This is a genomic window from Flavobacterium rhamnosi, from assembly GCF_048286515.1.
GTDB lineage: Bacteria > Bacteroidota > Bacteroidia > Flavobacteriales > Flavobacteriaceae > Flavobacterium.
The window spans coordinates 25983-48432 of record NZ_JBLVPS010000013.1; the positions used below are offsets into that span (position 1 = coordinate 25983).

At 33.9% G+C, this 22450-nt stretch carries 21 protein-coding genes; 2 read left to right on the top strand and 19 right to left on the bottom strand.

The window, feature by feature from the left end:
- Positions 1–29: 29 nt before the first annotated feature.
- From ACNQGN_RS11575 to ACNQGN_RS11630, 12 genes are all read right to left on the bottom strand, one after another.
- Complete coding sequence (locus ACNQGN_RS11575; protein ID WP_417987991.1) at positions 30–638, bottom strand: sigma-70 family RNA polymerase sigma factor; 609 nt, start codon at positions 636–638, stop codon at positions 30–32.
- On the bottom strand, positions 628–1599 hold the full coding sequence (locus ACNQGN_RS11580; RefSeq protein ID WP_417987992.1) for a FecR family protein: 972 nt from the start codon (positions 1597–1599) through the stop codon (positions 628–630). The genes ACNQGN_RS11575 and ACNQGN_RS11580 overlap by 11 nt, the downstream gene beginning before the upstream one ends.
- A gap of 375 nt (positions 1600–1974) precedes the next feature.
- A complete protein-coding gene (locus ACNQGN_RS11585) occupies positions 1975–2130 on the bottom strand; it encodes a hypothetical protein (protein WP_417987993.1) in 156 nt (51 codons plus the stop codon).
- A gap of 169 nt (positions 2131–2299) precedes the next feature.
- Entirely contained in the window at positions 2300–3049 is a 750-nt protein-coding gene (locus tag ACNQGN_RS11590; protein WP_417987994.1) for a hypothetical protein, read from the bottom strand.
- A gap of 574 nt (positions 3050–3623) precedes the next feature.
- Positions 3624–3989, bottom strand: coding sequence for a DUF2200 domain-containing protein (locus ACNQGN_RS11595; protein ID WP_417987995.1), 366 nt, complete (start codon positions 3987–3989; stop codon positions 3624–3626).
- A gap of 29 nt (positions 3990–4018) precedes the next feature.
- Positions 4019–4411: a DUF1801 domain-containing protein gene (locus ACNQGN_RS11600; RefSeq protein ID WP_417987996.1), complete on the bottom strand. Its 393-nt coding sequence runs from the start codon at positions 4409–4411 to the stop codon at positions 4019–4021.
- A gap of 107 nt (positions 4412–4518) precedes the next feature.
- A complete protein-coding gene (locus tag ACNQGN_RS11605; protein WP_417987997.1) occupies positions 4519–5100 on the bottom strand; it encodes a DUF7010 family protein in 582 nt (193 codons plus the stop codon).
- 428 nt (positions 5101–5528) lie between these two features.
- The gene (locus ACNQGN_RS11610; protein WP_417987998.1) at positions 5529–6176 is read right to left on the bottom strand and encodes a hypothetical protein; all 648 of its coding nucleotides are present in this window, start codon (positions 6174–6176) and stop codon (positions 5529–5531) included.
- 180 nt (positions 6177–6356) lie between these two features.
- Positions 6357–7550 carry a winged helix-turn-helix domain-containing protein gene (locus ACNQGN_RS11615; RefSeq protein WP_417987999.1) on the bottom strand — a complete coding sequence of 398 codons (1194 nt, stop codon included), beginning with the start codon at positions 7548–7550 and terminating at the stop codon, positions 6357–6359.
- A gap of 5 nt (positions 7551–7555) precedes the next feature.
- On the bottom strand, positions 7556–7993 hold the full coding sequence (locus tag ACNQGN_RS11620; protein ID WP_417988000.1) for a GyrI-like domain-containing protein: 438 nt from the start codon (positions 7991–7993) through the stop codon (positions 7556–7558).
- Between the two features lie 189 nt (positions 7994–8182).
- Positions 8183–8983 carry a hypothetical protein gene (locus ACNQGN_RS11625; protein WP_417988001.1) on the bottom strand — a complete coding sequence of 267 codons (801 nt, stop codon included), beginning with the start codon at positions 8981–8983 and terminating at the stop codon, positions 8183–8185.
- A 305-nt stretch (positions 8984–9288) separates the two neighbouring features.
- Positions 9289–9747 (bottom strand): SRPBCC family protein, encoded by a 459-nt coding sequence (locus tag ACNQGN_RS11630; protein ID WP_417988002.1) that lies wholly within the window; start codon positions 9745–9747, stop codon positions 9289–9291.
- 667 nt (positions 9748–10414) lie between these two features.
- Between ACNQGN_RS11630 and ACNQGN_RS11635 the strand changes: the two genes are divergently transcribed.
- Positions 10415–11176: a LuxR C-terminal-related transcriptional regulator gene (locus ACNQGN_RS11635; protein ID WP_417988003.1), complete on the top strand. Its 762-nt coding sequence runs from the start codon at positions 10415–10417 to the stop codon at positions 11174–11176.
- A gap of 529 nt (positions 11177–11705) precedes the next feature.
- On the opposite strand, the gene ACNQGN_RS11640 is transcribed toward ACNQGN_RS11635, so the two are convergent.
- The 7 genes from ACNQGN_RS11640 to ACNQGN_RS11670 all read right to left on the bottom strand — a co-directional run bounded on the left by ACNQGN_RS11640 (position 11706) and on the right by ACNQGN_RS11670 (position 19553).
- Positions 11706–12572: a class I SAM-dependent methyltransferase gene (locus ACNQGN_RS11640; protein WP_417988004.1), complete on the bottom strand. Its 867-nt coding sequence runs from the start codon at positions 12570–12572 to the stop codon at positions 11706–11708.
- 232 nt (positions 12573–12804) lie between these two features.
- On the bottom strand, positions 12805–13062 hold the full coding sequence (locus ACNQGN_RS11645; RefSeq protein WP_417988005.1) for a hypothetical protein: 258 nt from the start codon (positions 13060–13062) through the stop codon (positions 12805–12807).
- A gap of 462 nt (positions 13063–13524) precedes the next feature.
- The gene (locus tag ACNQGN_RS11650) at positions 13525–15207 is read right to left on the bottom strand and encodes a serine hydrolase (protein ID WP_417988006.1); all 1683 of its coding nucleotides are present in this window, start codon (positions 15205–15207) and stop codon (positions 13525–13527) included.
- A gap of 147 nt (positions 15208–15354) precedes the next feature.
- Positions 15355–17397 (bottom strand): amidohydrolase family protein, encoded by a 2043-nt coding sequence (locus ACNQGN_RS11655; RefSeq protein ID WP_417988007.1) that lies wholly within the window; start codon positions 17395–17397, stop codon positions 15355–15357.
- 144 nt (positions 17398–17541) lie between these two features.
- Positions 17542–17889, bottom strand: coding sequence for a transposase (locus ACNQGN_RS11660; protein WP_417988008.1), 348 nt, complete (start codon positions 17887–17889; stop codon positions 17542–17544).
- Between the two features lie 270 nt (positions 17890–18159).
- Entirely contained in the window at positions 18160–18618 is a 459-nt protein-coding gene (locus tag ACNQGN_RS11665) for an SRPBCC domain-containing protein (protein WP_417988009.1), read from the bottom strand.
- A gap of 155 nt (positions 18619–18773) precedes the next feature.
- Positions 18774–19553, bottom strand: coding sequence for a Type 1 glutamine amidotransferase-like domain-containing protein (locus ACNQGN_RS11670; protein ID WP_417988010.1), 780 nt, complete (start codon positions 19551–19553; stop codon positions 18774–18776).
- Between the two features lie 605 nt (positions 19554–20158).
- Between ACNQGN_RS11670 and ACNQGN_RS11675 the strand changes: the two genes are divergently transcribed.
- Positions 20159–21880, top strand: a complete 1722-nt coding sequence (locus ACNQGN_RS11675) for a tetratricopeptide repeat protein (RefSeq protein ID WP_417988011.1) — start codon at positions 20159–20161, stop codon at positions 21878–21880.
- Positions 21881–22450: the final 570 nt, after the last annotated feature.

Genomic DNA, 22450 nt, shown 5'->3' on the forward strand with positions numbered 1-22450 from the left:
CGTCAGAAAAGAGGGGTTTTTAGCATCAACTAAATGGTATTAATTATTCCCCTTCTTTCATAAGTTACCAAAGCCTTACTAATGTATTTAAGCGCAAGGGCAATATGATTTTCAACCGTTTTAGGAGTGATGCTCAGAATTTCGGAAATCTCCTTATATTTCAATCCGTCTATTCTGCTGAGTTCAAATGCCTGACGTGACTTTTTGGGAATGACATCTAATATTTCGCGAATCATAATCCTGTTCATTTCCTTTTGTTCGTTGTCAATAATCTCGACCTCAATACTGGGTATACTCATCGTATTACCGATTTTTGTTTCATCAATTTGCTGATGAAACTGCTCCAGCTTTTGTACTTTTTTCAAACTGTTTTTTACTACTACATATATATATGATTTAGGGTTCCTAATTCTGTCAAGAATATTTCTGTTATTCCATAATTCAATAAAAACATCAGCCACTTTTTCCTCTACAAGACAATAATCCGATTCATAAGCCAGTCCAAAGCGGCACAGCCGCTCGTAGTATTTATTGAATAATAATTCCATCGCCTCTTCTTGACCATTCCGTATTTGCTGAAATAAATAATCATCTGAGACACTGCCACTGCTACCTATTTTTATTTGATTATTTTTCATGAGTTATTTCAAAAGTATTTTTCCCGTTTTTAGTGATAGTCACATTCGATATGAATTCTAATGCAGCTATAAATTCATCAAGCTGTTGTTCTTTAAAAGCTCCCTTGATACGCTGATTTGCAATAGCACTATCCTTAATACTAAAATGTACGCCGTAGAATTGATTTATTTTAAGCAATGCGTCTTGCAGCTTTAGATCATCCAAAATCAGAATGTTGTCTTTCCAGGCTGAAATTTTACCAACATCAAAATTTCTTTTGGTAACTGCCTTTGTCTTTGAATTCCAAACTAATTCTTCAGTAGGCAATAGATTTATTTCGTCATTGCTTTCTTTCAGCAATACATTTACTTTCCCTTTTTCAAGTGAAACTGTTTTGTCGTTAGATTGGTTATTGATGTTGAATTCGGTTCCTAGTACTTTTACATCATAGGCGTCCGTATGGACTATGAAAGGACTGTTTTTATTATGTCTGACTTTAAAGAAAGCTTCTCCAACTAACCAAACCTCCCTTTTTTCTCCGAAATCACTGAAGTACTTCACATCACTGCCAGAATTTAAAATAACGGTGCTGCTGTCTGGCAAGAGTAACGTTAGACGTTCTCCGACTTTAGCCATTTTATGGTTGGCATATCCCTGACTTGTGCTTTTAGTGAAATAGAATCCCAAGCAAATAACCAATGATGCAGCAGCAAAAAGAATTTGTTTTCTAAAAAGAAATAAAGTAGTATTTGTGCCGGGCTCGGATTTTCTGTACTTGTCTTTAACTTGATTAAAAGAAGGGGTCGGTACAGGCAAATTGGATTGGGGATAATTAGCCCAAATCATTTTATAATTTTCAAAAATGGCCAGCAGTTCATCATCTAATGACAATTCAATTTCAAATACAGATCGCTCTGCTTTTGACATTTCATTGGCGATATACCGCACACATTTTTTTTCTTTTCTACTTACATTCAGCATAAATATTTTCCTTTGCTTATAGGAGTCAAAATAAGAGGAATACCCCCAGTTTTCAATACCATCAAATGGATACGATATTGTTAACGAACTGTTAATTGGGGTTAGAGCGCCTTATTCCCTAGGCGGAAAATCTAAAAAGTGTAACCGTTGATCGTTATGATCTATAGGAAGTTTAAGATTGAAGTAGGGTAGGATAAATGGGGATAGTGCTAATAGTTTAAAATCAGATCGCCAATCCAGCTTAAAAAAGGCAAAGAGTTTAGTTAAAGTTCATTTGAAGAGCTGGAAAAGTCGAAGCACTAAAGCAGCAACTTACAGGATAGTGGCAGGGAGATAAATTAAGGATGACAGGGCTTATGTGTGAAGATATTGACATTAAGTACTGTTCTTGAAATTGTTTTCAAATGCAAAGTGCTTTCTGTCAACTTCAAATTGTCCATTACTAATTTTGCCCATCGAGGGATGATTTAAGACAAAGCTGCCTCTGTTATCAAAATTATAACTAACAGGAAAAATTAATAGCTCTGACATTTTTCGGAAGTTTTCTGCTTCGTCTTTACGGAACGAATCCTTATATGGAATTGAATTTGTGTTTTTATTAAAATAAGCGATTTTATCCTATTCCTGTGAATTTACTTTAAAACTTAATAACAAGGCAATAACTAGTATTCATATCATATGTGTTTTATTGTAAAAGTTTTTATTTCTTCTTTTTAAGGAAAATTTCAATCACGCCATCTTTACCTTTTTGACCATATTTTTCGATCGCGCTTTTATCTTTCAACACAGTTATGGAATCCACATCTTCCGGCTTTAGATCGCTAATTATTTCTTCAGTTTCTTCTTTTCCGTCGACAATATAAAGAGGTCTGTTTTTTGTGTTTTCGTAGTAAGAATAACAGTCAGAAATAATGTCAATCCCTTCTATAAATTGATCTGAATAGTATTTGTCATCAATTGGATATTGCGGTTTTTTGCTTTTATTGATTTTTACATAAAAGTAAAGTTGGTCATTCTTTTTTATGCCCAAGTAATCTGAACAACCTCTAGAAGTCCAAGAATTCAATGAGTCGTACTTTTTTAAGATATCGGATGCTTTTAGAGTTTTTACTTCAATATAATTTCCGTCAGGAAGAAATCCTTTAAACTCTTTTGTTAAGTGAATTTTTGCTACAGCATTATTATCAGGTCGATATTTTTGAAAAATTACACCAGGAAACAATTTACTTTCGTATCCAATTTTATTTTCAAATCTACCATCTTGACGAAAACCGTCAGAACACAAGTCCATTTCTTCAAGTATAACTTCTTTTAAATCTGGGTATTCACGTTTTAAATCATCAATCGATAATTCACAAAAATTGATTTTGGAGAGATTAATTACGCTGCTATTTTGAGAGAAGATCTTGATTGAATTAAAAAGAACTAGAAGAATTAATGTTTTTCGCATAAGATGTTTTTTCTAAAATGTTGTATAACGTCAGTCTGTGAAAAATCTCCGTTTTACCAACAAATATACCGAATAGTTGTGAGAAAACAGGATTTTTCTTATTTTAAGAATGTAAACATATTACAGAAAAATCCCGCCACCAGATGTGTATTTCTAGTCTGGATGACACTATTTCTTCCTATAATCAGGTCCAATTTTTAGATGGATTTGTAGAATTTGCAGACCTCTCAAAGCTTGGTTTTGCTATGAATACTATCAATGAAGAAGGCTGAGCCAAAGTATTTCTAAAAATCTATTTGTATGGCTATCTCAAAGGAGCTAGAAGCTGTCAAAACTAGTAAAAGAATTATTGGGTATATGAAATAAGTTCAAAAGTCTAATTTCACAATATTATCTGAATATGTCTTTTAGGAAGTATAATAAGGCAATATATAGTGTCTCTAAAAACCATTTGCTTGTCTGTTTTTAACACTCCGGTTACCTTTGTAAAGTTCGGCGATTAATGGCCTTTCAGTCGTGTAGTTCAACTTATATGTGTCAACTGTGAAAGCTATAAAATCGTCCGCAAGTCACGCTACGCAACTCGTAAAATCTTCTCCATCTTACGACCTTTCGCCAACTCATCTACAAGCTTGTCCAAATATCTTACTTGTTGCGTTAATGGATTTTCGATTTCTTCCACCCGATAGCCACAGATTACACCGATGATCAGGCTAGCATTGGGGTTTAGTGTAGCATTCTGAAAGAATTTTTCAAAAGTTACTTTGTCTGCAATAAGTGCTTGCAGCTTTTTTTCATCATAACCAGTTAGCCACTCAATTACCTGATGCAATTCATCTTTTGTTCTGTCTTTCTTCTCAACTTTTGTGAGATAATGTGGATACACCGATGCGAATGTCATTTTTGCAATACGCTCATCGTGATTATTTACGTTGTTCATAGCTTATATTTTAAGGTTAATCGGTCAATTTATTTTAACCTTTCTAATTGTCCTTTTCTTTTTACTATGTTTTTGTAATCCCACTGAATATTTCTTGATTTTTTCAGCCAACGTTTAAGGTCTTTTGTATTGATTTGTTCAACTGTAGTGTAGAAAATAGAAGCGTCTTTAAATTTGTCACCTATTATCTTTAAATTGTCTTCTTCAAAGTCAGCACCACTCCAAAACATCAAACGCCAGCCTGCTTTCTGCTTGCTGTAACCAACAATTGGGTTACCGTCTAAAAACCATACAGGGTGGGCGTGCCAAATTTTGCTTTCTGCTTCGGTCAACACGTTGTCAATAGTCTGGGCGAGCAAGTTGCAAATTGCCTTATCGTCGGAAGTCTGTTTGTCGTTATATGTTTTAATCTCTTCGTTCATTGTTGTCAAATTGTGGTGTATAGCCTATAAGTCCTATAATGTACTATTTATCTAACTAATAAGTAAATTTATGCTTGACAGCTGCGACAGAACCAAATACTTCAACTCTAAACATTTTTATTGTTTCTTCGAAAAGATAAAAACATAAAAAGCCCAAACGAAATTTCAATAAGTGAACCTGTTAACAAAGTACCAAAGGACTGTACACTATTGTAAAATAATAAGTATGCTGCAATTCCTAAAACGGCTCCTAAAAACCAATAAAGCCTAATTCCATAAATGGAAGAAAATGTCAGATATCTTCCACCTATAATCAGAAGCATACCTTGAAAAAACCATTCTGTATATTGTAATGAAAGCCCGAAAGCAATAGGTAAGCACATAATCATAAATATTGTTCCTTCCATCCCCAAGTTTCCTAATGGATTTCCCTTTGTATGATTCCCACTTAGTCCAATTATTTTGTAGAGAAGTACACTCACAGGATGAATAAAAACCCCTCCAATTAAAAGTGTCCAAACAGCCTGGTTAGCAGAATATTGATACATTACAGTTGCAGAAATGAGCCACATAAGTCCTGAAACAAGTACACCTATGGAACCATTTGCATAACCTCTGCGCATATCTGTTTGCGCTTGTACAACTGTGTCAGTCTTATTTATTGGGTCATATAATGATTTTTCAGCCATTTTTAAAATACTTTTATTAGTTAATTGTCAACTGGATTTTGTTATACTTGCCACTAACGTCAGTTCGTCTAAAAACCTTCAAATGAACTTAATTTGTTTAATCAGTGAGTAAATATATGGGATTTAAACTACAATTAAAATTCTTTTTAATAAAAGCCACTTTTGCATTCTCAAAAGAAAATAAGGCGTAAAAAACATTAAAAAGAGCTCTGCCGCATTTGATAAAATCGGACGATGCCCGCCAACGCAAAGTAAACAAGAAAGCCTCGAAACTTGTCAGGTTTCAGGGCTTATTAAGGGTCTTTTTGCCTAGCCTACTTATGTTGGTAATTCCTGCCCCATGGTCTCCTTGCCAAGACATTCCCTGCCTATTTGCCAAGTCAGGGAGAATTCATGAACTCCTTGGGTGTTTTCTATTTTTGAAGTGCTTATTTCAATGATTTTAGAAAATTGTAAGTTAACAGCATACCTGCATTTTCATTCGTATAATTCATTGTAGCGCTGAATAAGTGATTGTTAATGAAGCTGCTATAAAATTCTTGTGTTAATAATAATTCATCAGTTTTTGCATGATATAATCTAACTTGGATTTTATAAAAATCATATTTTCCGATTTTTAAATCAGATTTGTTAAGTTCAAATTTTAAGGTTGCAATTTTTGAATAAGTATCACTCAATAATTTGGCAACAAAATTTTTGTTTTCTTCTAGAGTTACTTTTTTAGTTCCTTCTAATGTTTCAAAACTTGAAGAAAAGCTGTTTCTTTTGTCCATTTCGAAACCAATCAAATGAGGAGGGTTTTGTCTGATTTGCATACCCTTTGGGACTTCATTTTTAACAGCTTCATAACCTTTCTTTTCTAACTCTTCAATTCTTTTAATGTCAGTTATTACATATCCTTTAGGAATTTCAATGTTCCAGTTAAATAGATTACATATATAAACCCCATTTACTACTTTACCGTTTTGAGGAATTTCAATTATTAATTCATCGCCTTTAATTACTTCCTTTTTTTCTTGAGAAAAAATAGGATAGCTAAAAATAATTAGTAGAATGGATATAAACTTTAATTTCATATTTTTTATTTGATTTCTTCGGTTCTGTAAACTGACGTATAACTTTCTGGTATTCAGGAGGTTTGTGACTAAATTAAGATTTATTTTTCGGTTAAACAGAAAAGGCACAAATACAAGACCAATTTAAATTAAGCCTAAAACCCCAATCTAGCCAAGCTGTTGTGCGTTTGGCTTTTTGTTTTAGGTTAATAATTCTCTTATTTTATCTGTCAATTTTGATGGACTAACTTTTGTCAATTTGATATGTTTACAACCATTAAAATTTGCAAAAGATTTTACAATTTCGACAAATGGTTCTCTCCATAATTCAATGTCAATATTAGTGTTTTCAATGTGCAAATGTATTAGCTCAAATTCCTTTTCTTTACGATGAGCTTTGCAATCAACTCGTCCAATAAATTTGTCACCCAATAATATAGGTAAACAAAAATAGCCGAATTGCCTTTTTTCTTTGGGTGTGTAGCATTCAATTTTATAATCAAAGTCGAAAAATTGTTTTACTCGGTTTCGATGAATAATTGAATTGTCAAATGGCGATAAAATCCGAATGCTTGAAGTGGTTTTGTTTAACGATTTTTCAAGTAAGTCTTTATTTATAAAAATAGGAGGCATATTTTCAATATTTACTTGTTGAATCCTTTCCTCTTGAAGCATTGATTTTAATACTTTAGCAATATTTTCTCGTATTAATTCTCCTGTTTTAAGATGTGTAATTTGCTTTACGGTTGTAAATCCGTAGGCATTCAAATAGGTTTTTACTAGATACTCTGCAAATTCGAGGTCAGTTGGTAAGGTTGTATTAATAGATTTTGGTAAAACATTTTCAGTGAGGTCGTACGTTTTTTGCATTCCGTTTCTGCTTGAAATCATTAAATCGCCTTGTAGAAAAAGTCTTTCAAGTGCTATTTTTGTTGGTTTCCAACTCCACCAACTTCCAGCTTTTTTGGTTTCATTTTCAAAATCTCTTGCTTTTTTTGGACCTTCTGCACGAATAGTATCTAAAACATATTTCATCACTTTTGTGTCGGCATTGTAATAATGTGTTTCACTTTGTTTTACATCTAACATTTGAGGTAATGCAAAACGAAAATCTTTTATCGGAAGATAAGATGCAGCGTGAAACCAATATTCAAATACTTTACGTTCTTCAACTAATTCATCTAAATATTCAGTTTTATAATCGGGAATTCTTGTCCAAAGTGTATGATGATGAGCTCGTTCAACAATAGACAAAGTGTCAATTTGTAAATATCCGAGATGTTCTAATGCCTTAAGAACTGCATCTTTACCTTTTCCAAAAGGATATGACTTTGTTAATCCTTGACTTTCTAATGTCAAAAAACGAAGTTGTGATAAAGTTAATTTTCCCTTCATAAATTCTATTCAATAATTGAAATATAGGTTTCAACTTCTGCGTTATCTCCATCATAATACTTTTGTCCGTGAACGGTTACATCTGCACGGTAAGCTCTATTTAGTTGAGTGTCTTGCCATATTTCTGTCCAAGTTTTAAGTATTGCTTCGGGCATTTTTCCTTTTGAGATATATTTCACATTTGAACCAACCGAAATATTTCGTCCTACCAAACTATCAGGAATATTGTCAAATGTAGTTACAGGAAAGCCAATTATTAAAGTGTATTTTCCTGTATAATCACTTTCGTAGTCGGTATAAACAGCATAAATTTCATTACTTGCTTTGTTCAGTATTTTGTCAGCGATATTTTCACCCCAAAATTTGCCCCAAAGAGTTTCAATGTCAATCATTGATTCGTTTTTCGTTTCAGTTGAAATGCCTATAATTTTAAAATTGTCCATTTTTATTCGTTAGTTTGTTTTATGCAGAATGTTGGTTTAAGCTGACGCACAACGTTTGGTCGCTTGGCGATGTGGAAGATTAAAGAAGCCTAGACTTTCGGTTAATGACTACTTTTACAAGTACAAAACCAACTTCAAATTAAGCCTAAACCCGCCATATTGCCAAACGACGGTTGGTGGCTGTGTTTTTTATTCGGTTGTTATAGAAAGTTCTTCAGTTAGCGTATTAAACTCTTCATCGATTCTATGTTGCTTCAGTTTCCATAACCAGTAAATTCCACCTAATGGAATTCCAAAAGTCCAAACTGAAAAAAGAAAACCCATAAAACTAAAACTAATTCCAAAGAAAAATTGAAAATCTAGAAGTTTATAAGAAAGACCTTCGACGGCTGAATATGTAATTGTTGGTACATTGAAAAATAATATAGCTAGATATTTGAACCATTTTTTAGATAATGTACTTTTCTTAATTTCTCTTATTGCATAAATATTGAAAAGTAAAATTGATAATGGCAAAATACCGAATAACCAAAATATCATCATATTCGGTATAGATGCTTTTACATCAAGTGTATTTATGTTGATTATCTTTTTTGAATTGTCATCAAATAAAACCTGAAAAACTCCAAATTCTTTTTCATTTGTAAACTCAATGAATGCAACTGTAGTATTTGGCGGTGTATTTTCACTTTCAATTGTTGAACGTTTTTTTTCTGACTTCATTAATGAATACTCAAAATCATGTCCAAAATCACGTTCAACTATATTTCTAAATTGCTCCAATCCCAATTTTAAGGTATCAATGTTTGTGTTTTTACCCATCTCACTTTCTAAAGCCATTTGAGAAACACATTTTTCATAGTCTTTTTTCATTAATGTTTCCACAAACTCTTTTGTTTTGTCTTTATAAGTGAAACTATCTTTAATAAAATCACAACTAACAAAAATTGAAATCGTTAAAAGCAAAATTGAAATTCTAATTTTATTCATATTTTTTTGATTATTTTGAGTTAACATTGCCACCAACGTCAGTCTGTGAAAAAACTTAAATCAACCTCTTGAGAATCTCATATTTGAGATTTTTCTTTGGTAGCCTGCGAATACTTTCAAAATTTTAAGAAGTTTTTTTACAGCCTTACGTTCTGGTAATCAGCGGGTTTGGGACTAAATTAAACCCATTATTCGGATTTGCCAAGTCATCCCAAATGCAAAATCAACTTTCCATTAAGGCTAATGACCAAATCCGTTGTAGGCCGTGTTTATTTCTTTGTATTTTTAAGTTATTCTTGAAATTGTTATTTTTCACAAAGTTCTTTCAACTTGTCGAGTGCTTTTGGGTAGGTCTGGTTCATATAATCTAAAAAATCTTCAGTGGCGTCTAAGTCAACAGTAACGGTTGTAGTCCCATTGTTTTCTTCGAAGGTATAGTTTTCAAATCCGTTTGCCCATTTTTCCACTTCTGGTCCTTCTGTAATTTCCTTGTCAGCTTTTAAAAGCCCATAATGTTGAATAGAAACAAATCGGTTGGGAATGTTTTCAGCTATCTTGGAAACCATACCTCCCTTTTCTCCTTTCTCATCTACTCCAATAAATAGAATTTTATTTCCCTTGTCCCAACTTCCTTCATAGGTAGATGTCGGATTAAACAAAGAAGTCCATTGCTCATAAGTTGATTTACTGTTAATGCCAAGCATAAAATCATATATCTTGGTTACAGGTGCATTGATGCTTACTTTGAATTGTAACTTTTTCATAATGTTAAATATTTGTTTGGATTAATCTTTAAAATTGTTACTAGCTGTCGTTTTACATAGCATATAACTTATGTATAGGTCTGATGACGTCCGACTTACTCATCCTAAATCGGGCTGCTTTGTCTGACAAACATCTGTTTATTTAATTTCAAATATATAATAATTATCTTATAAATAATCAAAAAGACTTTTTAGTAGTTGGAAGCTTTTGTATTTAGAAGACCAGTCCAAAAGGAAATCAGGAAATCGAAAACCATGTGCTAAAGGCTGTTAGCAGGAGTCCTTTTCCTTCGATTCTTAATAATTATCCACCAAATGCTAAGAAATGTTTCATAAAATAATCTATAACACGCTTCACAATTTAAGGAAGATATTTGTATGTAGATTCTCCTATAAGAACTTTTTTGATCAACTTTTGGATCAAATCCAGAAGCCAATCGGTCATAATTAATTGTCTTTATGTCGCATAAATGCGTTATAAATAAACAGATGAGCTTGATCCTGGCTAAATTGAGTTCTCATTTTTCTGACAATCAATGGAATATGTTTGTTTTTTTATCATATGCTAAAATATTTTTATTTGTTTAAACAAAATTTTATTAATTATTCATTGAATTATAAAAACTATTGTATTTTTAACAAAGTTTCTAATTAAAAATACCCAGGTATGATTCAAGAACTACAAAAACTTCATTCGGTTTGGGTTGATACTCAAAAAAGAGCCAATGAGAACACTTTATTACCACAAATAAAGTTTGATGAAATTGCCAGTTCGATAATAAGCACTGGTCCTTTCTATTTTTACATTATTGATTTTTATGATATGTCTTTATCAAACATTAGCCCGGCGATAGCTGACATTCATGGATTTGATCCAGAAACTGTATGTTTTAATGATATTCTTGGAACAATACATCCTGACGACATTGAATTTATATCAAGAGCCGAAGCTTCAATACTTAATTTTTTTTATACCAAAATAGGTCCGGAAAAATTGACTGATTATAAAATGAATTACAGTTTTAGAAGTCGAATGAAAAATGGGGAGTATTGCATGCTCAATCATCAAGCCATAATACTGACATTAGATCTAAACGGTGGATTTGGGAAATCATTAAATATTCATACTAAAATTGATCATTTAACCAAGAACAATACGTATCAATATTCCATAATAGCGTTAAAAAATGAGGCGTCCTATATGAATATTGATGTTTTTGAGGATGCGCAATGTTTTTCAGAATTTTCAAAAAGAGAAATTGATATTATTAGGCTAATTGCCGAAGGTCTTGACAACAATAAAATTGCGAAAGAACTTTTTATCAGTGTTGACACTGTAAAAACACATCGTAAAAATATTTTAAAGAAATCCAGTTCTAAAAATACCGCCCAATTAATTCGAAAAAGTACCTTACAAGGTTTATTATAAACTCATAAAATACCCATTTATGGATCTGTCGGATGTGACAATAACTTTTTATCTTTAGGGTTTTTAAATCATTCGATCCATGAATATCATAGGTCACTGCTATTCAAGATATATTATTCTTCAAGCTGTATATTTTAAATTTAGGTTTACGTTAAGCTATCGCGATGTAGCCGAAATAATGAAAATGAGGGGAGTTTAGGATGATCCTACCACAATTCATCGTTCCATAAAATGTGTGTTGTTACATTTTTTCAAATGAAAAAATGTTTAGAGTTACACTTTACTGAATGAAAGTTTTTTGGGTAGTAGTTTCTACCTGGTTTTTCATTGATACTATCATTTGATAGTATCAAAAATAGTTTTTCTCCCAACATCTAAAATTGTTGTTGCTAAAGCTCTGGAATCTGGGTAGTTAATAATAAAGTGGTTTTGCCTGAATGAAAAATACGAATAAATACGCAAATTCCACCAAATTACCAGTCAGTCCAAACACCCGTTGAAGGCAGTTTTTATTACGCAATCGATGAAATTAAGGTTTTTCTCCAACAGCTACAATCATTTCGCATGGCCCAGTAAAGCCTTTTTTAGATTCAAATGTTTGAAGTTCTCTTTCAATTTGCTCCCAAATAACTTGCTTCTCAGCGTCGGATACATTACTCAGCATTTGATGCAAGGCACCAAATGACTCTTTTTCAAATCGAACGCATTCACTTGCCGACGGAAGCTGTAAAGGCGAGTCTACAAGTTCTGACTTCACATTTATAAATCCAGCCTGTTCAAATGCTTTTTCGATAGTGCCTTCGCTACCTAAGCTAAAAGGTCCCGGTTGACCTGGTAAAGGTGGTGGCAATTTTGCCTGATTGCGAATAATAGAAATAGGAATTGAGAAGAATTTATTTTTTTCAGGAGTTGAATAAACAATGGCTGCTACTTTTCCGCCTGGTTTGAGTACCCGCAACATCTCTTTTAAAGCTCGTTGCTGATCAGGAAAATAGATGAGCCCAACTCTGGAAATAACGGCATCAAATGTTGCATCTTCAAGCGTCAGGTTTTCACCATCCATTACTTTCGTCCTGATATTGTTGATGCCATTTTGTTGGGCCATTTTTTGGGCATATTCTAAAATATTAGAGGAAATGTCAGTAGCTAAGACATCACCTGAAGTGCCAACTTTTTTTGCTGCTGTAATGGATTGTTCACCCGCTCCGGCAGCGATATCAAGAACACGATATCCCGTAGTGATACCAGCCATATTGAGCATTTTTTCAGTGGCATCGCCAAGCCACTGATTAAGTGTAGGACTCCACCGAAACCAAGCATCGGCAGCCTCTTGCCACTGGTCATGAGTCGTGTTTTTGTATTTAATAGGGTCAAATTGAGGTGTTGTTGGTTCCATACTATTTAGAATTTAAACTTAAACAAAGGGTTTTCAAAATTGCCTACAACTACAGTACGTCTAAAAACCTCTAAACGAGGGGTTTTGTTGATTTTAATGTAAATTTAAAATTTATTCGAAAACAAATGTTGGTTAGCAAAAGTTATTGTTTGACTATAGGAGAAGGAATAGGAAACATTTGATCAAATTTCTTAAGAGAAATAAATAGGCCCAAAAACCGTTAGCTTTTTTCTTAAACGTCCCGTTCTAAATCTCCAACAGCGGCAATCTGGTCAAGTATATTCGTTTGATTTGGTGAAATGTAATTTTTTACTTCGCTAGTGTTTTCTTTCTTAAAAAGAAGGTCTAATGCATTGTATAATCTTAATAAAACGTCTCGATCCTCTTTTTCAATTTCTAAAGCAGTATTAAAATTAAAAACATAATTGTTCGAATTGCGAACTTCCACTTTTATCGTTTTCGACGTGACTTTAAATTTGACTATATCCATATTGTTCCACTACTATTTTAGGTATTTGACATTCTCTTAACGAGTTCGGTTTTTATTGTACTCTTTATTGAATTATAAAGGTATAGCTGATTTTTTATTTAATTAAGAAAACCAAATAAAAATAGTGTAAATGTTAATAAATCACTCTGTTTGTTAAAAGGTTTTGTAGTAAAGTGCACACGTATATGTTTGCATCAAACAAAAACAGATACTCAAAACGTTTTTACGTTTTAACATAACATAATCACCCTGCCTCTTCACGAGGCACAATGGGCGACCCTTTTCAATTTTAATAGGTTACACTGATAAAAAAATATACTCAAAACCGCCATTGAATTATCAAGAGCAAGTTCAGAATTGGATTGATAGAGGTCTTCAAGTTCCTGACCCATTTCGTGCTCAAAGTTATCTTTCTCCTATTAGTTAATATAGGCTCAGTGCGGCAGAAGGTAAAGAAATTCACTAGTTTTCCTCACTCCTTTTTATTTCATATTCGCCTGTTCCGTCTTTTTGTTTCATCGCGGTAACAACACCATCTTTTATAACAAATTCAAACGTAGCATCAGCAAATTCTTTTGTTTTAAAAATGTGTTCCTTATACGGAATTAGCTCTGTATCCGGAGCGCCACTTATAAACAAATGGTTTTTATTTTTTAGAACTACATTGATTGCATTTGTTCCGATTTTGTATTTTCCGGCATATTTAGTAAGGGTTTCGATCGTACTTAAATTAGTGGCCGTTTTTTTTACAAAGGTAACTTCGCCTTCATCTAATGAAACTATAAAACGGTCTATTTCGCCTTGTGGATTGGTTTGATAGTTTAAGGAATAAAATCCTTTTTCTTCATCGTTATTTGTGTCAAAACGGTCATAATGAAAATGATTCATAGGCAAATGAATGTTGTGTAATGTAAAAACCATTTGTGTATCCTTTTGTTCAACATTAATAATGCCATAAGCATTGTTTTCAAAATCACCCAAGTAATCACTTAATTTATGAGATGGTGTTGTGCCTTTAACCTGACCTTGCATCGCTTTTTCTCTACCTTCTTTGCCTACCTTCTTGCTTGCATTTCTATTTTTCAGGCCTCTTTCGCTCCAAGGTGTAATAGATAATCCTAATAGGTGTTCGTAAACATTATAGATAATTGAATTGTAGCGAAGACTATGGTCACCAATAACAAAAACAATAACGCCGATACCATCTTGTGGCATATAGGATATTTGAGAATGAATGCCATTCAAATCTCCTCCGTGTAAAACCAATTGATGCCCCCGATACGATACTGACTGTCGTCCCATACCATACACCGGATTAAGTATTTCCGTATAACCTTGGGCTAATGAAGTGTTGGGCAAAGCGATGGAAGGTTCCATCGTTGCGCTTACCACAGATTCCGGAAGTACTTGCTTACCCTCATAGACTCCCTTGTTCATTAGTGCCGCAAGCCAATGTGATAAATCGGTCAAATTGGAAACTATCGAACCTGCCGGACCTAAAGCATCGGTTTCGCTGTCGTAGTCAGTTTTGTAGAGAATATTTGTGTCCCTTTTTTCATTATAGGGTACAAAATAATCGGACTGCTTTTTCATGTCAGTAATATTGAAATAGGTATTGGTCATTTTTAAAGGGTTCAATATTTTTTCCTGAACATAAGTTTCCCAAGTCTTCCCTTCAACCAAACTAATAATATGTCCCGAAGCAGCATACATTAAGTTATTGTATAGAAACCCCTGACGCAATGGTTGGACAGGTTCCAAATGTTTTAATTTATCAAATAATTCTGTTCTGTTAAAATCAGATTTGTACCAAATTAAATCGTGTCGGGTAACCCCAGTTCTGTGCGAAAGCATGTCCCTGATAGTAATAGTACTATTCAATTCATTATTATAAAACTGAATTGACGGAACAAAGGTTTTTATGGGTTTATCCCAATCCAATTTCCCTTCATTTACCAGCAAACCGATTGCTGTTGCCGTAAATAATTTAGTGTTAGAAGCAATTTGGAATAATGTGTTTGCCGTGATAGGTGTTTTTTTTTCATAGTCACTATAGCCATAACCTTTTACGAAAACAAGCTCACCATTTTTAACGATTCCAACACCCACACCAGGCATATTCCAACTTTTAAGGTTGGCTTCCATTTCTTTATTAAACGCAAGAAGTTTTTTTTGAATTTTGATATCTTGACAAAAACAAATGTTAGAAAATAGGCATAAACAAATAAAAAAGGTAATTGATCTCATAATTTCTCAGTGTTTTTATGTTATGTTGTAGCACATTTTATATTTTTATTCTTTCACCTTAGGTATTGGAGTGAATGGTTTGATACCAAAAGCAGGATACACCTCGCTTGGAAAGTAAAAAATGCCACCACGAGATACCATAGATATTGTTTTAATGGCTTTGATATTCTTTACTGGATTTCCAGGAATTAAGAAAAAATCGGCCAATTTACCGGGAGCAATGCTTCCGAGATCTTTATCTCCTAAATAGTTAGCCATATCATAGGTTGCCAGTTTTAGCAACTCAGCAGGTGTGTAACCCAATTGTTGGTAGAGCTCCAGTTCGCGATGGTAGAAGAAAGCTCCTCCTAGATCAGTTCCGGGTATGATAAAGATTCCTTTCCTTTTCATCATTTTTAAGGTTTCCACAATTTTATCAAAACCTTTTCGATAGGCTTTGTCATCTTCGGGACTGGCTATTTTTGATAAGGCTGCCTTGAACTCTCGCTGTGAGTTTGGAGGCATATGATCTATGAAGTCCTTGGTTCCTTCCCAAACTTCACCATTTCTAGCTTTCGTTAAGACTTCATGGATTGCTAAGGTTGGATCAATTCCAGTTTTGTTCTGAATATATAAATCCATGGTTTCCTTTACCTTGGGGCTATTCAGGTCTAAATCTGGAAATTTTTTTAAAGCTGTAAGACGAAGCAGGGTACGTGTATCTTCTTTTGGTTGTAAAACCCAGCCCAACATGGTTTGATTGATATGTGTCATTTCGTCAAAACCAGCTCGTAACATCGCATTGGCATTTGAGAATGCAGGCACATGTCCGCATACAAACATTCCATAATCATGGGCTTTTTTAACAATAGCTGGTGCCCAATCTCCATTCATGGAATTGTAGAGTTTTACACCATAAAAGCCCATATCATGATATTTATCTACGGCGGCTAAGGCTTCTTCTTCATTAGAAACCAATATTCCATTATTTGCGCTGTATTCACTTTTGCCTTCAATAAAGCCCAATCTATGAATGCGAGGCCCTGCTAAAACGCCAGTATTTATTTTTGTGATCAATTTGTTCAACACTTCATTGTCGTTGCCCATATCCCGAAAGGAAGTAATACCTGCCAAAATATTTAACAGTGCGTCTTCATCACCACTATGGGCATGCATTTCATACATTCCAGCCACCAAGGTGCCTCCTGAGCCATCAATCATGACTTCGTTCTTTCCCATGGTATTTGCGGCATCGATGCTTACTATGCGGTCACCATCTACTAATACTGATGAAGGTTTAGACAGTGTCAACGTATTAGGATTGAATATTTTTACGTTTGCAATACGCACCTTTTTTCCATAATTATGAGCATACTCTTTTTGCAGGGCCTCAAATCGTTCTGTCGAATATTTTTCGGCTAAGGCCCTGAGTGCTTTTTCCTCAGATTCAAAACCCTCACGAACGATGACAAAACTAGGACTGATTACTGCAAATAATCGTTGGTCTGCGTCTACAATAAAGTACGAGGGGTTAATGTCGGCTCCAGATAATGCATAGGTAGTAAGGTTAAGTCTGATTGAATCAACGGTAATGCTAGTTTTTTCCATTTCAGTAAGCTTGAGGGTTCCGGCGGGGAGCACATCAAATGAATGATTAGGTGATTTTAATAGGCTACGTGCGGTAAGTATCATGGCATAAGGGCTTCCGGATTGATTTACGTACCACAAGGCATTGGGAACGGTATTACTACCACTTCCACTGGCGTCGGTCCATGAAGCATTGGTTCCGTTTAAAGTATAGTGTTCATTCACGGCATTTCCAAAAGTGGTATTACCAGTAATATTCCATTGAAGTGGAAAGCCATCAGTGTTCAACACAATGGTTTCTCTAATCGTTGGTCCACGGCCATTGTTTTTATAGTCGTAATTTATTTGAATGGTATCTCCAAGGATATTTGTTTTAAGGTGCCCGACAGTGGTACTGCCAAAAATGACAGTAAATGTTTCGTTGCCTTGATAATTCGCCAAAGAGGACACTTTGGGAGATTCTTGTTTACTAGGAATAAACAGCATTAAGACAAAGGATAGGTAGGAAAACAGTATTTTCATAGATGATTGGTCTTTAAGAATGCATGAAGATAGTGATTTTATGTTTAGTAGTACGCTTATAACTAATAGTTTAGCTAAGGGTTTGCTTTGGTAGCGAGACCGAGATTTGAACTTTGGACCTCAGGGGTGTTAATTATTTCGGTACTATACGGTTGCACGAAAAACGCGAGCAATGGCTTTAGGATTATCTTTGCGGAAATTAGCAATGGTGTTGTGATCAGGAACGAGTCCTTTTAGAAGACACATAAGTTCAATATTTCGACTGCATTCTTTCTCCAAAGTTCTGGACGAACCCTTGCGATTGAGATAGCCGTAAATAAAGAGTTTGAGTAAATCCGAAGGATGATAAGCGAGTCTTCCGTTTTCGACAAAATCTAAAGCGAATCCAAAATCAGCGAGTTTAAGACTTTCTACAAAAAGGTCAATGAGCCTGATTTTCGATGAGGCAAAAATCGGGAGTTGGTTTCTGTTGGTTACGTTGGTGAATTTCATACTTAAATGCACAAAAAAATTAAATAGTTATACAAATTATTTGAGCGATTTTTAGTGCAAATAAATTGATTGGGAAGAAAGAAGGTTATTGGACAGTTTGACGGTTTGTAGCTACCCGAAGGTGGCAATTTAGAAGCACTTCACTGTCAACCAAGCGCAAGCTTTGATCGATGCATAAAGCTTGATTTAACTACTGAACCGCTGCTTTTGGGCTACTGCTGTTATAGGCTGTGTTTATTTCTTTGTATTTTTAAGAAATTCTTGAAATTGTTATTTTTCACAAAGTTCTTTCAACTTGTCGAGTGCTTTTGGGTAGGTCTGGTTCATATATTCTAAAAAATCCTCAGTGGTGTCTAAGTCAACAGTAACGGTTGTCGTTCCATTGTCTTCTTCGAAGGTATAGTTTTCAAATCCATTTGCCCATTTTTCTACTTCTGGTCCTTCAGTAATTTCCTTGTCAGCTCTTAAAAGACCATAATGTTGAATCGAAACAAATCGGTTGGGAATGTTTTCAGCTATCTTGGAAACCATACCTCCCTTTTCTCCTTTCTCATCTACTCCAATAAATAGAATTTTATTTCCCTTGTCCCAACTTCCTTCATAGGTCGATGTCGGGTTAAACAAAGAAGTCCATTGCTCATAAGTTGATTTACTGTTGATGCCAAGCATAAAATCATAAATCTTGGTCGCAGGTGCATTGATGCTTACTGTGAATTGTAACTTTTTCATACTAATAATATTTGTTTAAATTAATCTTGTGAGTTGTTATTTTTCGTCATACTTAGCAGTCGTTTTACGTATCCTATATCGTCAGTTCTTCTAAAAACCTTCAAACGAACTCAATTTTGTTAAGTGAAGTAATGGACCGCAAGAACAGAAGTGGTTTATTTTATTATCTCGGAAGGCAACAATTCCTCAATTATTTTTGCTTCTTTAACCGAAACAAAATAATTGTTGTTGTCCGCATTCATTGTTACAGATTTTCTCATAGTACCATTTACAAATAAAAGTCCGGCCATGTCATCACACGCATAACCAGATTTTAACTTCCCACTTAGAATTAATTGCTGATATAATGGTCTCCTGCTAGACTCTTTTAGGTAATGGGGAGAATGGCTGAAGTTTAAAAAGTTCAATCCTTCAACTATAGTTAGTTCCTTAGGTCTTGAGTCTGTTGAGCCACCTGTAAACCAGCATAGTGAGCCTGCGCTTCCACCTGCCAGAATTATTGCTTTGTCATACGCCTTTCTTAAGAGAGCGTCAATACCATGAGCTTTCCAAATAGCTAACATGTTTAATGTATTACCACCGGAAACAACTATTGCATCCATGCCCATAATGATTTCTTCAAATGCTTTGGGGCTTGTTGTTGAATTGATGAAAGTCCGTAAAACATAAGGACGAATTGGGAGGTCTTCACAGTTACTATACCATCGAGCTATGGCTGATGGACTGTCGCCATTTGCAGTAGGGACATAGCATATTTTTGGATTGAGCTTACCCGTAAGCCCTGCGATATACTTGATATATATCTGGTCAAAGGCACCTCCCGACACAAATATTGTTTTATCTTTTAATTTATTTTCGTCTTCATTTTTTACTTGTCCTTGCAAATCAATGGTCAAAAGGGTGAGCATCAAAATAGTTGTTAAAAGTGTTTTCATTTTTATTTCATTTTTATTGTTAGAAACACGAATTCTAAACATCATTGGCTTAACCTACTTAAATCAGTATTTGCATTTTGCCAGCTGGTACCATTATTTAAGCTAGTTGCATACCTTTATTTATTATTAAGTTGTCTTTTGAAATCCACTTATTATACATATCACTTGATACATTATGTTGAAAATAACTTTCTGTTAATTCATTAAAACGATTATTTTCTATTAAATTAAAACATTCTGGAAATACATATTTTTATTCTGATTAATTAAGTCAATAAACACTTGACTTTCAATAAATTTTTCAAGTGTTATATAAATAATATTTAAAATTTCATCAGTATTATCATAAGTACAGATTTCTCCGATTTCGCTAATTACAAACCAAAATTGAGCGGTTTCATGGTCACCACAAAAAAAATATTATTTGTTATTGATTATTAAATACTCAATTTCTTCACTTTGTTTAATATTTGATTAAAAATTAGAAACGCATTAAATAGATTAGGTTTTTTAATGTAAAATCAGAGTTTGATTCTGAATGAACAAGTTAAATTATTTAATTTTTAGTAAATTTACACTGATTTTCAGTTAACTAAGTTATGATTATGAGAAAAATTAATTTTTTACTGCTGATTTTTGTTTTTCTGTTTTTTTCATGCAAAAAAGAAATTACTTCAAATAAAGAAGTAGTAGTTGGAAAAAACAGTATGAGTTGTGCACCTCCAACTGTTGATGCCAAATGGTACACTTCAAACAATAAAGCACCTCTATTTAAAGGAATGGATGTTGTTAATTATCCTATCAGTACTAAAGATACGGAAGCTCAAAAATATTTTAATCAAGGACTAGCTTTATCCTACGGGTTTAATCATGCGGAAGCTGCTCGTTCATTTTATTATGCAACTAAACTTGATCCAGAATGTGCTATGTGTTTTTGGGGATTTGCATACGTTCTTGGACCAAATTATAATGCCGGAATGGAACCAGATAATTACCAAAGAGCATACAAGGCCATCCAACAGGCGATAAAATTACAGGATAAGGCAACAGATAAAGAGAAAGCTTTAATTCAAGCTTTAGCTAAACGATATGTTGCAAAACCGGTTGAAGATAGAAGTCAACTAGATATTGCTTTTTCCAATGGAATGAAGGAAGTAAATAATAAATTTCCGGATGATGTTGATATTAATGCATTATATGCAGAGTCTGTGATGGACTTGCATCCTTGGGATTTGTATGACAAGAATGGCTCAGCTAAGAAATGGACTCCTGAAATTGTAGCTTTATTTGAAAAAATACTCAAAAAAAATCCAAAGCATATTGGTGCCAACCATTTTTACATTCATGCTGTGGAAGCTTCGAATACGCCAGAACGAGCCAATGCTTCAGCTCAATTTTTTGATGATGGGAATGCAAAATATTTAGGACATTTGGTTCATATGTCTTCTCATATTTATATCAGAACGGGAGAGTATCATAAAGGAACTTTGGCTAATATTAACGCTGTTAAGGTGGATAGTAATTATGTTACCATGTGCCACGCGCAAGGTGCTTATCCGTTAGCATATTATCCGCACAATTATCATTTTATGACTGGAACAGCTACTATGGAAGGCAACTCAAAATGGGCTATGATTGGAGCTAATGAAACTTCAAATCATGTACATCCAAAAACGATGATTGAACCTGGATGGTCAACCCTACAACATTATTATGTAATTCCGTATTATGTGGCAGTGAAATTTGGACGATGGAATGAAATTCTGAAAATGAAATTGGTTAATGATACTTTAAAATACCCCGTGGCAATATCTCATTATGCCCGAGGAATGGCTTATTTGGGTAAAAAAGAAAATAAAATGGCTAAAGCCGAATTACTTAGTCTCGATGTTTTGGCTAATGATAAATCCCTTGAGAAAATGACCATTTGGGAAATCAATTCGATGTTGAACATTGTTCAGATTGCGTCCAAAGTTTTAAAAGCAGAAATTTTGGCTTCCGAAAGAAATTATGCTCAAAGTATTAATTTGTTGCAAAAAGCAGTGGCTATAGAAGATGGTTTAAATTACAATGAGCCACCAGATTGGTTTTTTTCGGTAAGACATCATTTGGGAGCCATACAAATTGAAGCCGGGAGATATGATGAAGCAATAAAAACGTATGAAGAGGATTTAAAAAGATTACCAAAAAACGGGTGGGCACATCACGGATTGAAATTGGCTTATGAAAAACGGAACAACAAAGCTAAAGTTAAAGAAATGGAAAGACTGATTGTTAAAAGTTGGGCCACCGCCGATGTAAAAATTACAACCTCAAGGATTAAATAAAAAAAAATCGCTAATAGTTCCCAGCAACGGGAAATGATTAATCGGTATTTTCCTTCGTTATAAATTTCAATCTTTGAATGATCAGTATTGATTTTTAAATTAGGGGGATCTATTTATATGAGCGTTTTTCTTGGTACGATTAAGCATCTTTATAAAAATTAGGTATGAATTTTATAAAGGATTTCTCCATCAAGTTTCTCATCGTTCTAATCCCACTTCCTTTTGTTTCCGCAAGGTTTGTTTTTTGTGAAAAATTGATGCGATAAATGGGTTTCTGTTTTTAGATCCTGGTTCTCCCAATTGCTTTTCTGGTTTTAAAGAAAAGCCAGAGTTTGTGTTCCTATTCTGTTTCCGTATCGGATTATTTGAATAGGTTGGTTTTCTCTATATGTTCTGTGAATAAAGGCATTTACTAATATTTGGCTAAAGTTCAAAAAGTATAAATGAAACACTATATTTTATTTATACCTTTTCTGTTTATTAAATAGGAACCTCAGTCTATGAAAAAAATACTACAAAAAAAGAGGCGCAATAGCCTCTTGGAATTTCTTTGAATTATTTATCGAAAAC

Coding starts and splice junctions, on each gene's coding strand:
- ACNQGN_RS11575 (WP_417987991.1), bottom strand. CDS start 638: ATGAAAAATAATCAAATAAAAATAGGTAGCAGTGGCAGTGTCTCAGAT.
- ACNQGN_RS11580 (WP_417987992.1), bottom strand. CDS start 1,599: ATGCTGAATGTAAGTAGAAAAGAAAAAAAATGTGTGCGGTATATCGCC.
- ACNQGN_RS11585 (WP_417987993.1), bottom strand. CDS start 2,130: ATGTCAGAGCTATTAATTTTTCCTGTTAGTTATAATTTTGATAACAGA.
- ACNQGN_RS11590 (WP_417987994.1), bottom strand. CDS start 3,049: ATGCGAAAAACATTAATTCTTCTAGTTCTTTTTAATTCAATCAAGATC.
- ACNQGN_RS11595 (WP_417987995.1), bottom strand. CDS start 3,989: ATGAACAACGTAAATAATCACGATGAGCGTATTGCAAAAATGACATTC.
- ACNQGN_RS11600 (WP_417987996.1), bottom strand. CDS start 4,411: ATGAACGAAGAGATTAAAACATATAACGACAAACAGACTTCCGACGAT.
- ACNQGN_RS11605 (WP_417987997.1), bottom strand. CDS start 5,100: ATGGCTGAAAAATCATTATATGACCCAATAAATAAGACTGACACAGTT.
- ACNQGN_RS11610 (WP_417987998.1), bottom strand. CDS start 6,176: ATGAAATTAAAGTTTATATCCATTCTACTAATTATTTTTAGCTATCCT.
- ACNQGN_RS11615 (WP_417987999.1), bottom strand. CDS start 7,550: ATGAAGGGAAAATTAACTTTATCACAACTTCGTTTTTTGACATTAGAA.
- ACNQGN_RS11620 (WP_417988000.1), bottom strand. CDS start 7,993: ATGGACAATTTTAAAATTATAGGCATTTCAACTGAAACGAAAAACGAA.
- ACNQGN_RS11625 (WP_417988001.1), bottom strand. CDS start 8,983: ATGAATAAAATTAGAATTTCAATTTTGCTTTTAACGATTTCAATTTTT.
- ACNQGN_RS11630 (WP_417988002.1), bottom strand. CDS start 9,747: ATGAAAAAGTTACAATTCAAAGTAAGCATCAATGCACCTGTAACCAAG.
- ACNQGN_RS11635 (WP_417988003.1), top strand. CDS start 10,415: ATGATTCAAGAACTACAAAAACTTCATTCGGTTTGGGTTGATACTCAA.
- ACNQGN_RS11640 (WP_417988004.1), bottom strand. CDS start 12,572: ATGGAACCAACAACACCTCAATTTGACCCTATTAAATACAAAAACACG.
- ACNQGN_RS11645 (WP_417988005.1), bottom strand. CDS start 13,062: ATGGATATAGTCAAATTTAAAGTCACGTCGAAAACGATAAAAGTGGAA.
- ACNQGN_RS11650 (WP_417988006.1), bottom strand. CDS start 15,207: ATGGAAGCCAACCTTAAAAGTTGGAATATGCCTGGTGTGGGTGTTGGA.
- ACNQGN_RS11655 (WP_417988007.1), bottom strand. CDS start 17,397: ATGAAAATACTGTTTTCCTACCTATCCTTTGTCTTAATGCTGTTTATT.
- ACNQGN_RS11660 (WP_417988008.1), bottom strand. CDS start 17,889: ATGAAATTCACCAACGTAACCAACAGAAACCAACTCCCGATTTTTGCC.
- ACNQGN_RS11665 (WP_417988009.1), bottom strand. CDS start 18,618: ATGAAAAAGTTACAATTCACAGTAAGCATCAATGCACCTGCGACCAAG.
- ACNQGN_RS11670 (WP_417988010.1), bottom strand. CDS start 19,553: ATGAAAACACTTTTAACAACTATTTTGATGCTCACCCTTTTGACCATT.
- ACNQGN_RS11675 (WP_417988011.1), top strand. CDS start 20,159: ATGAGAAAAATTAATTTTTTACTGCTGATTTTTGTTTTTCTGTTTTTT.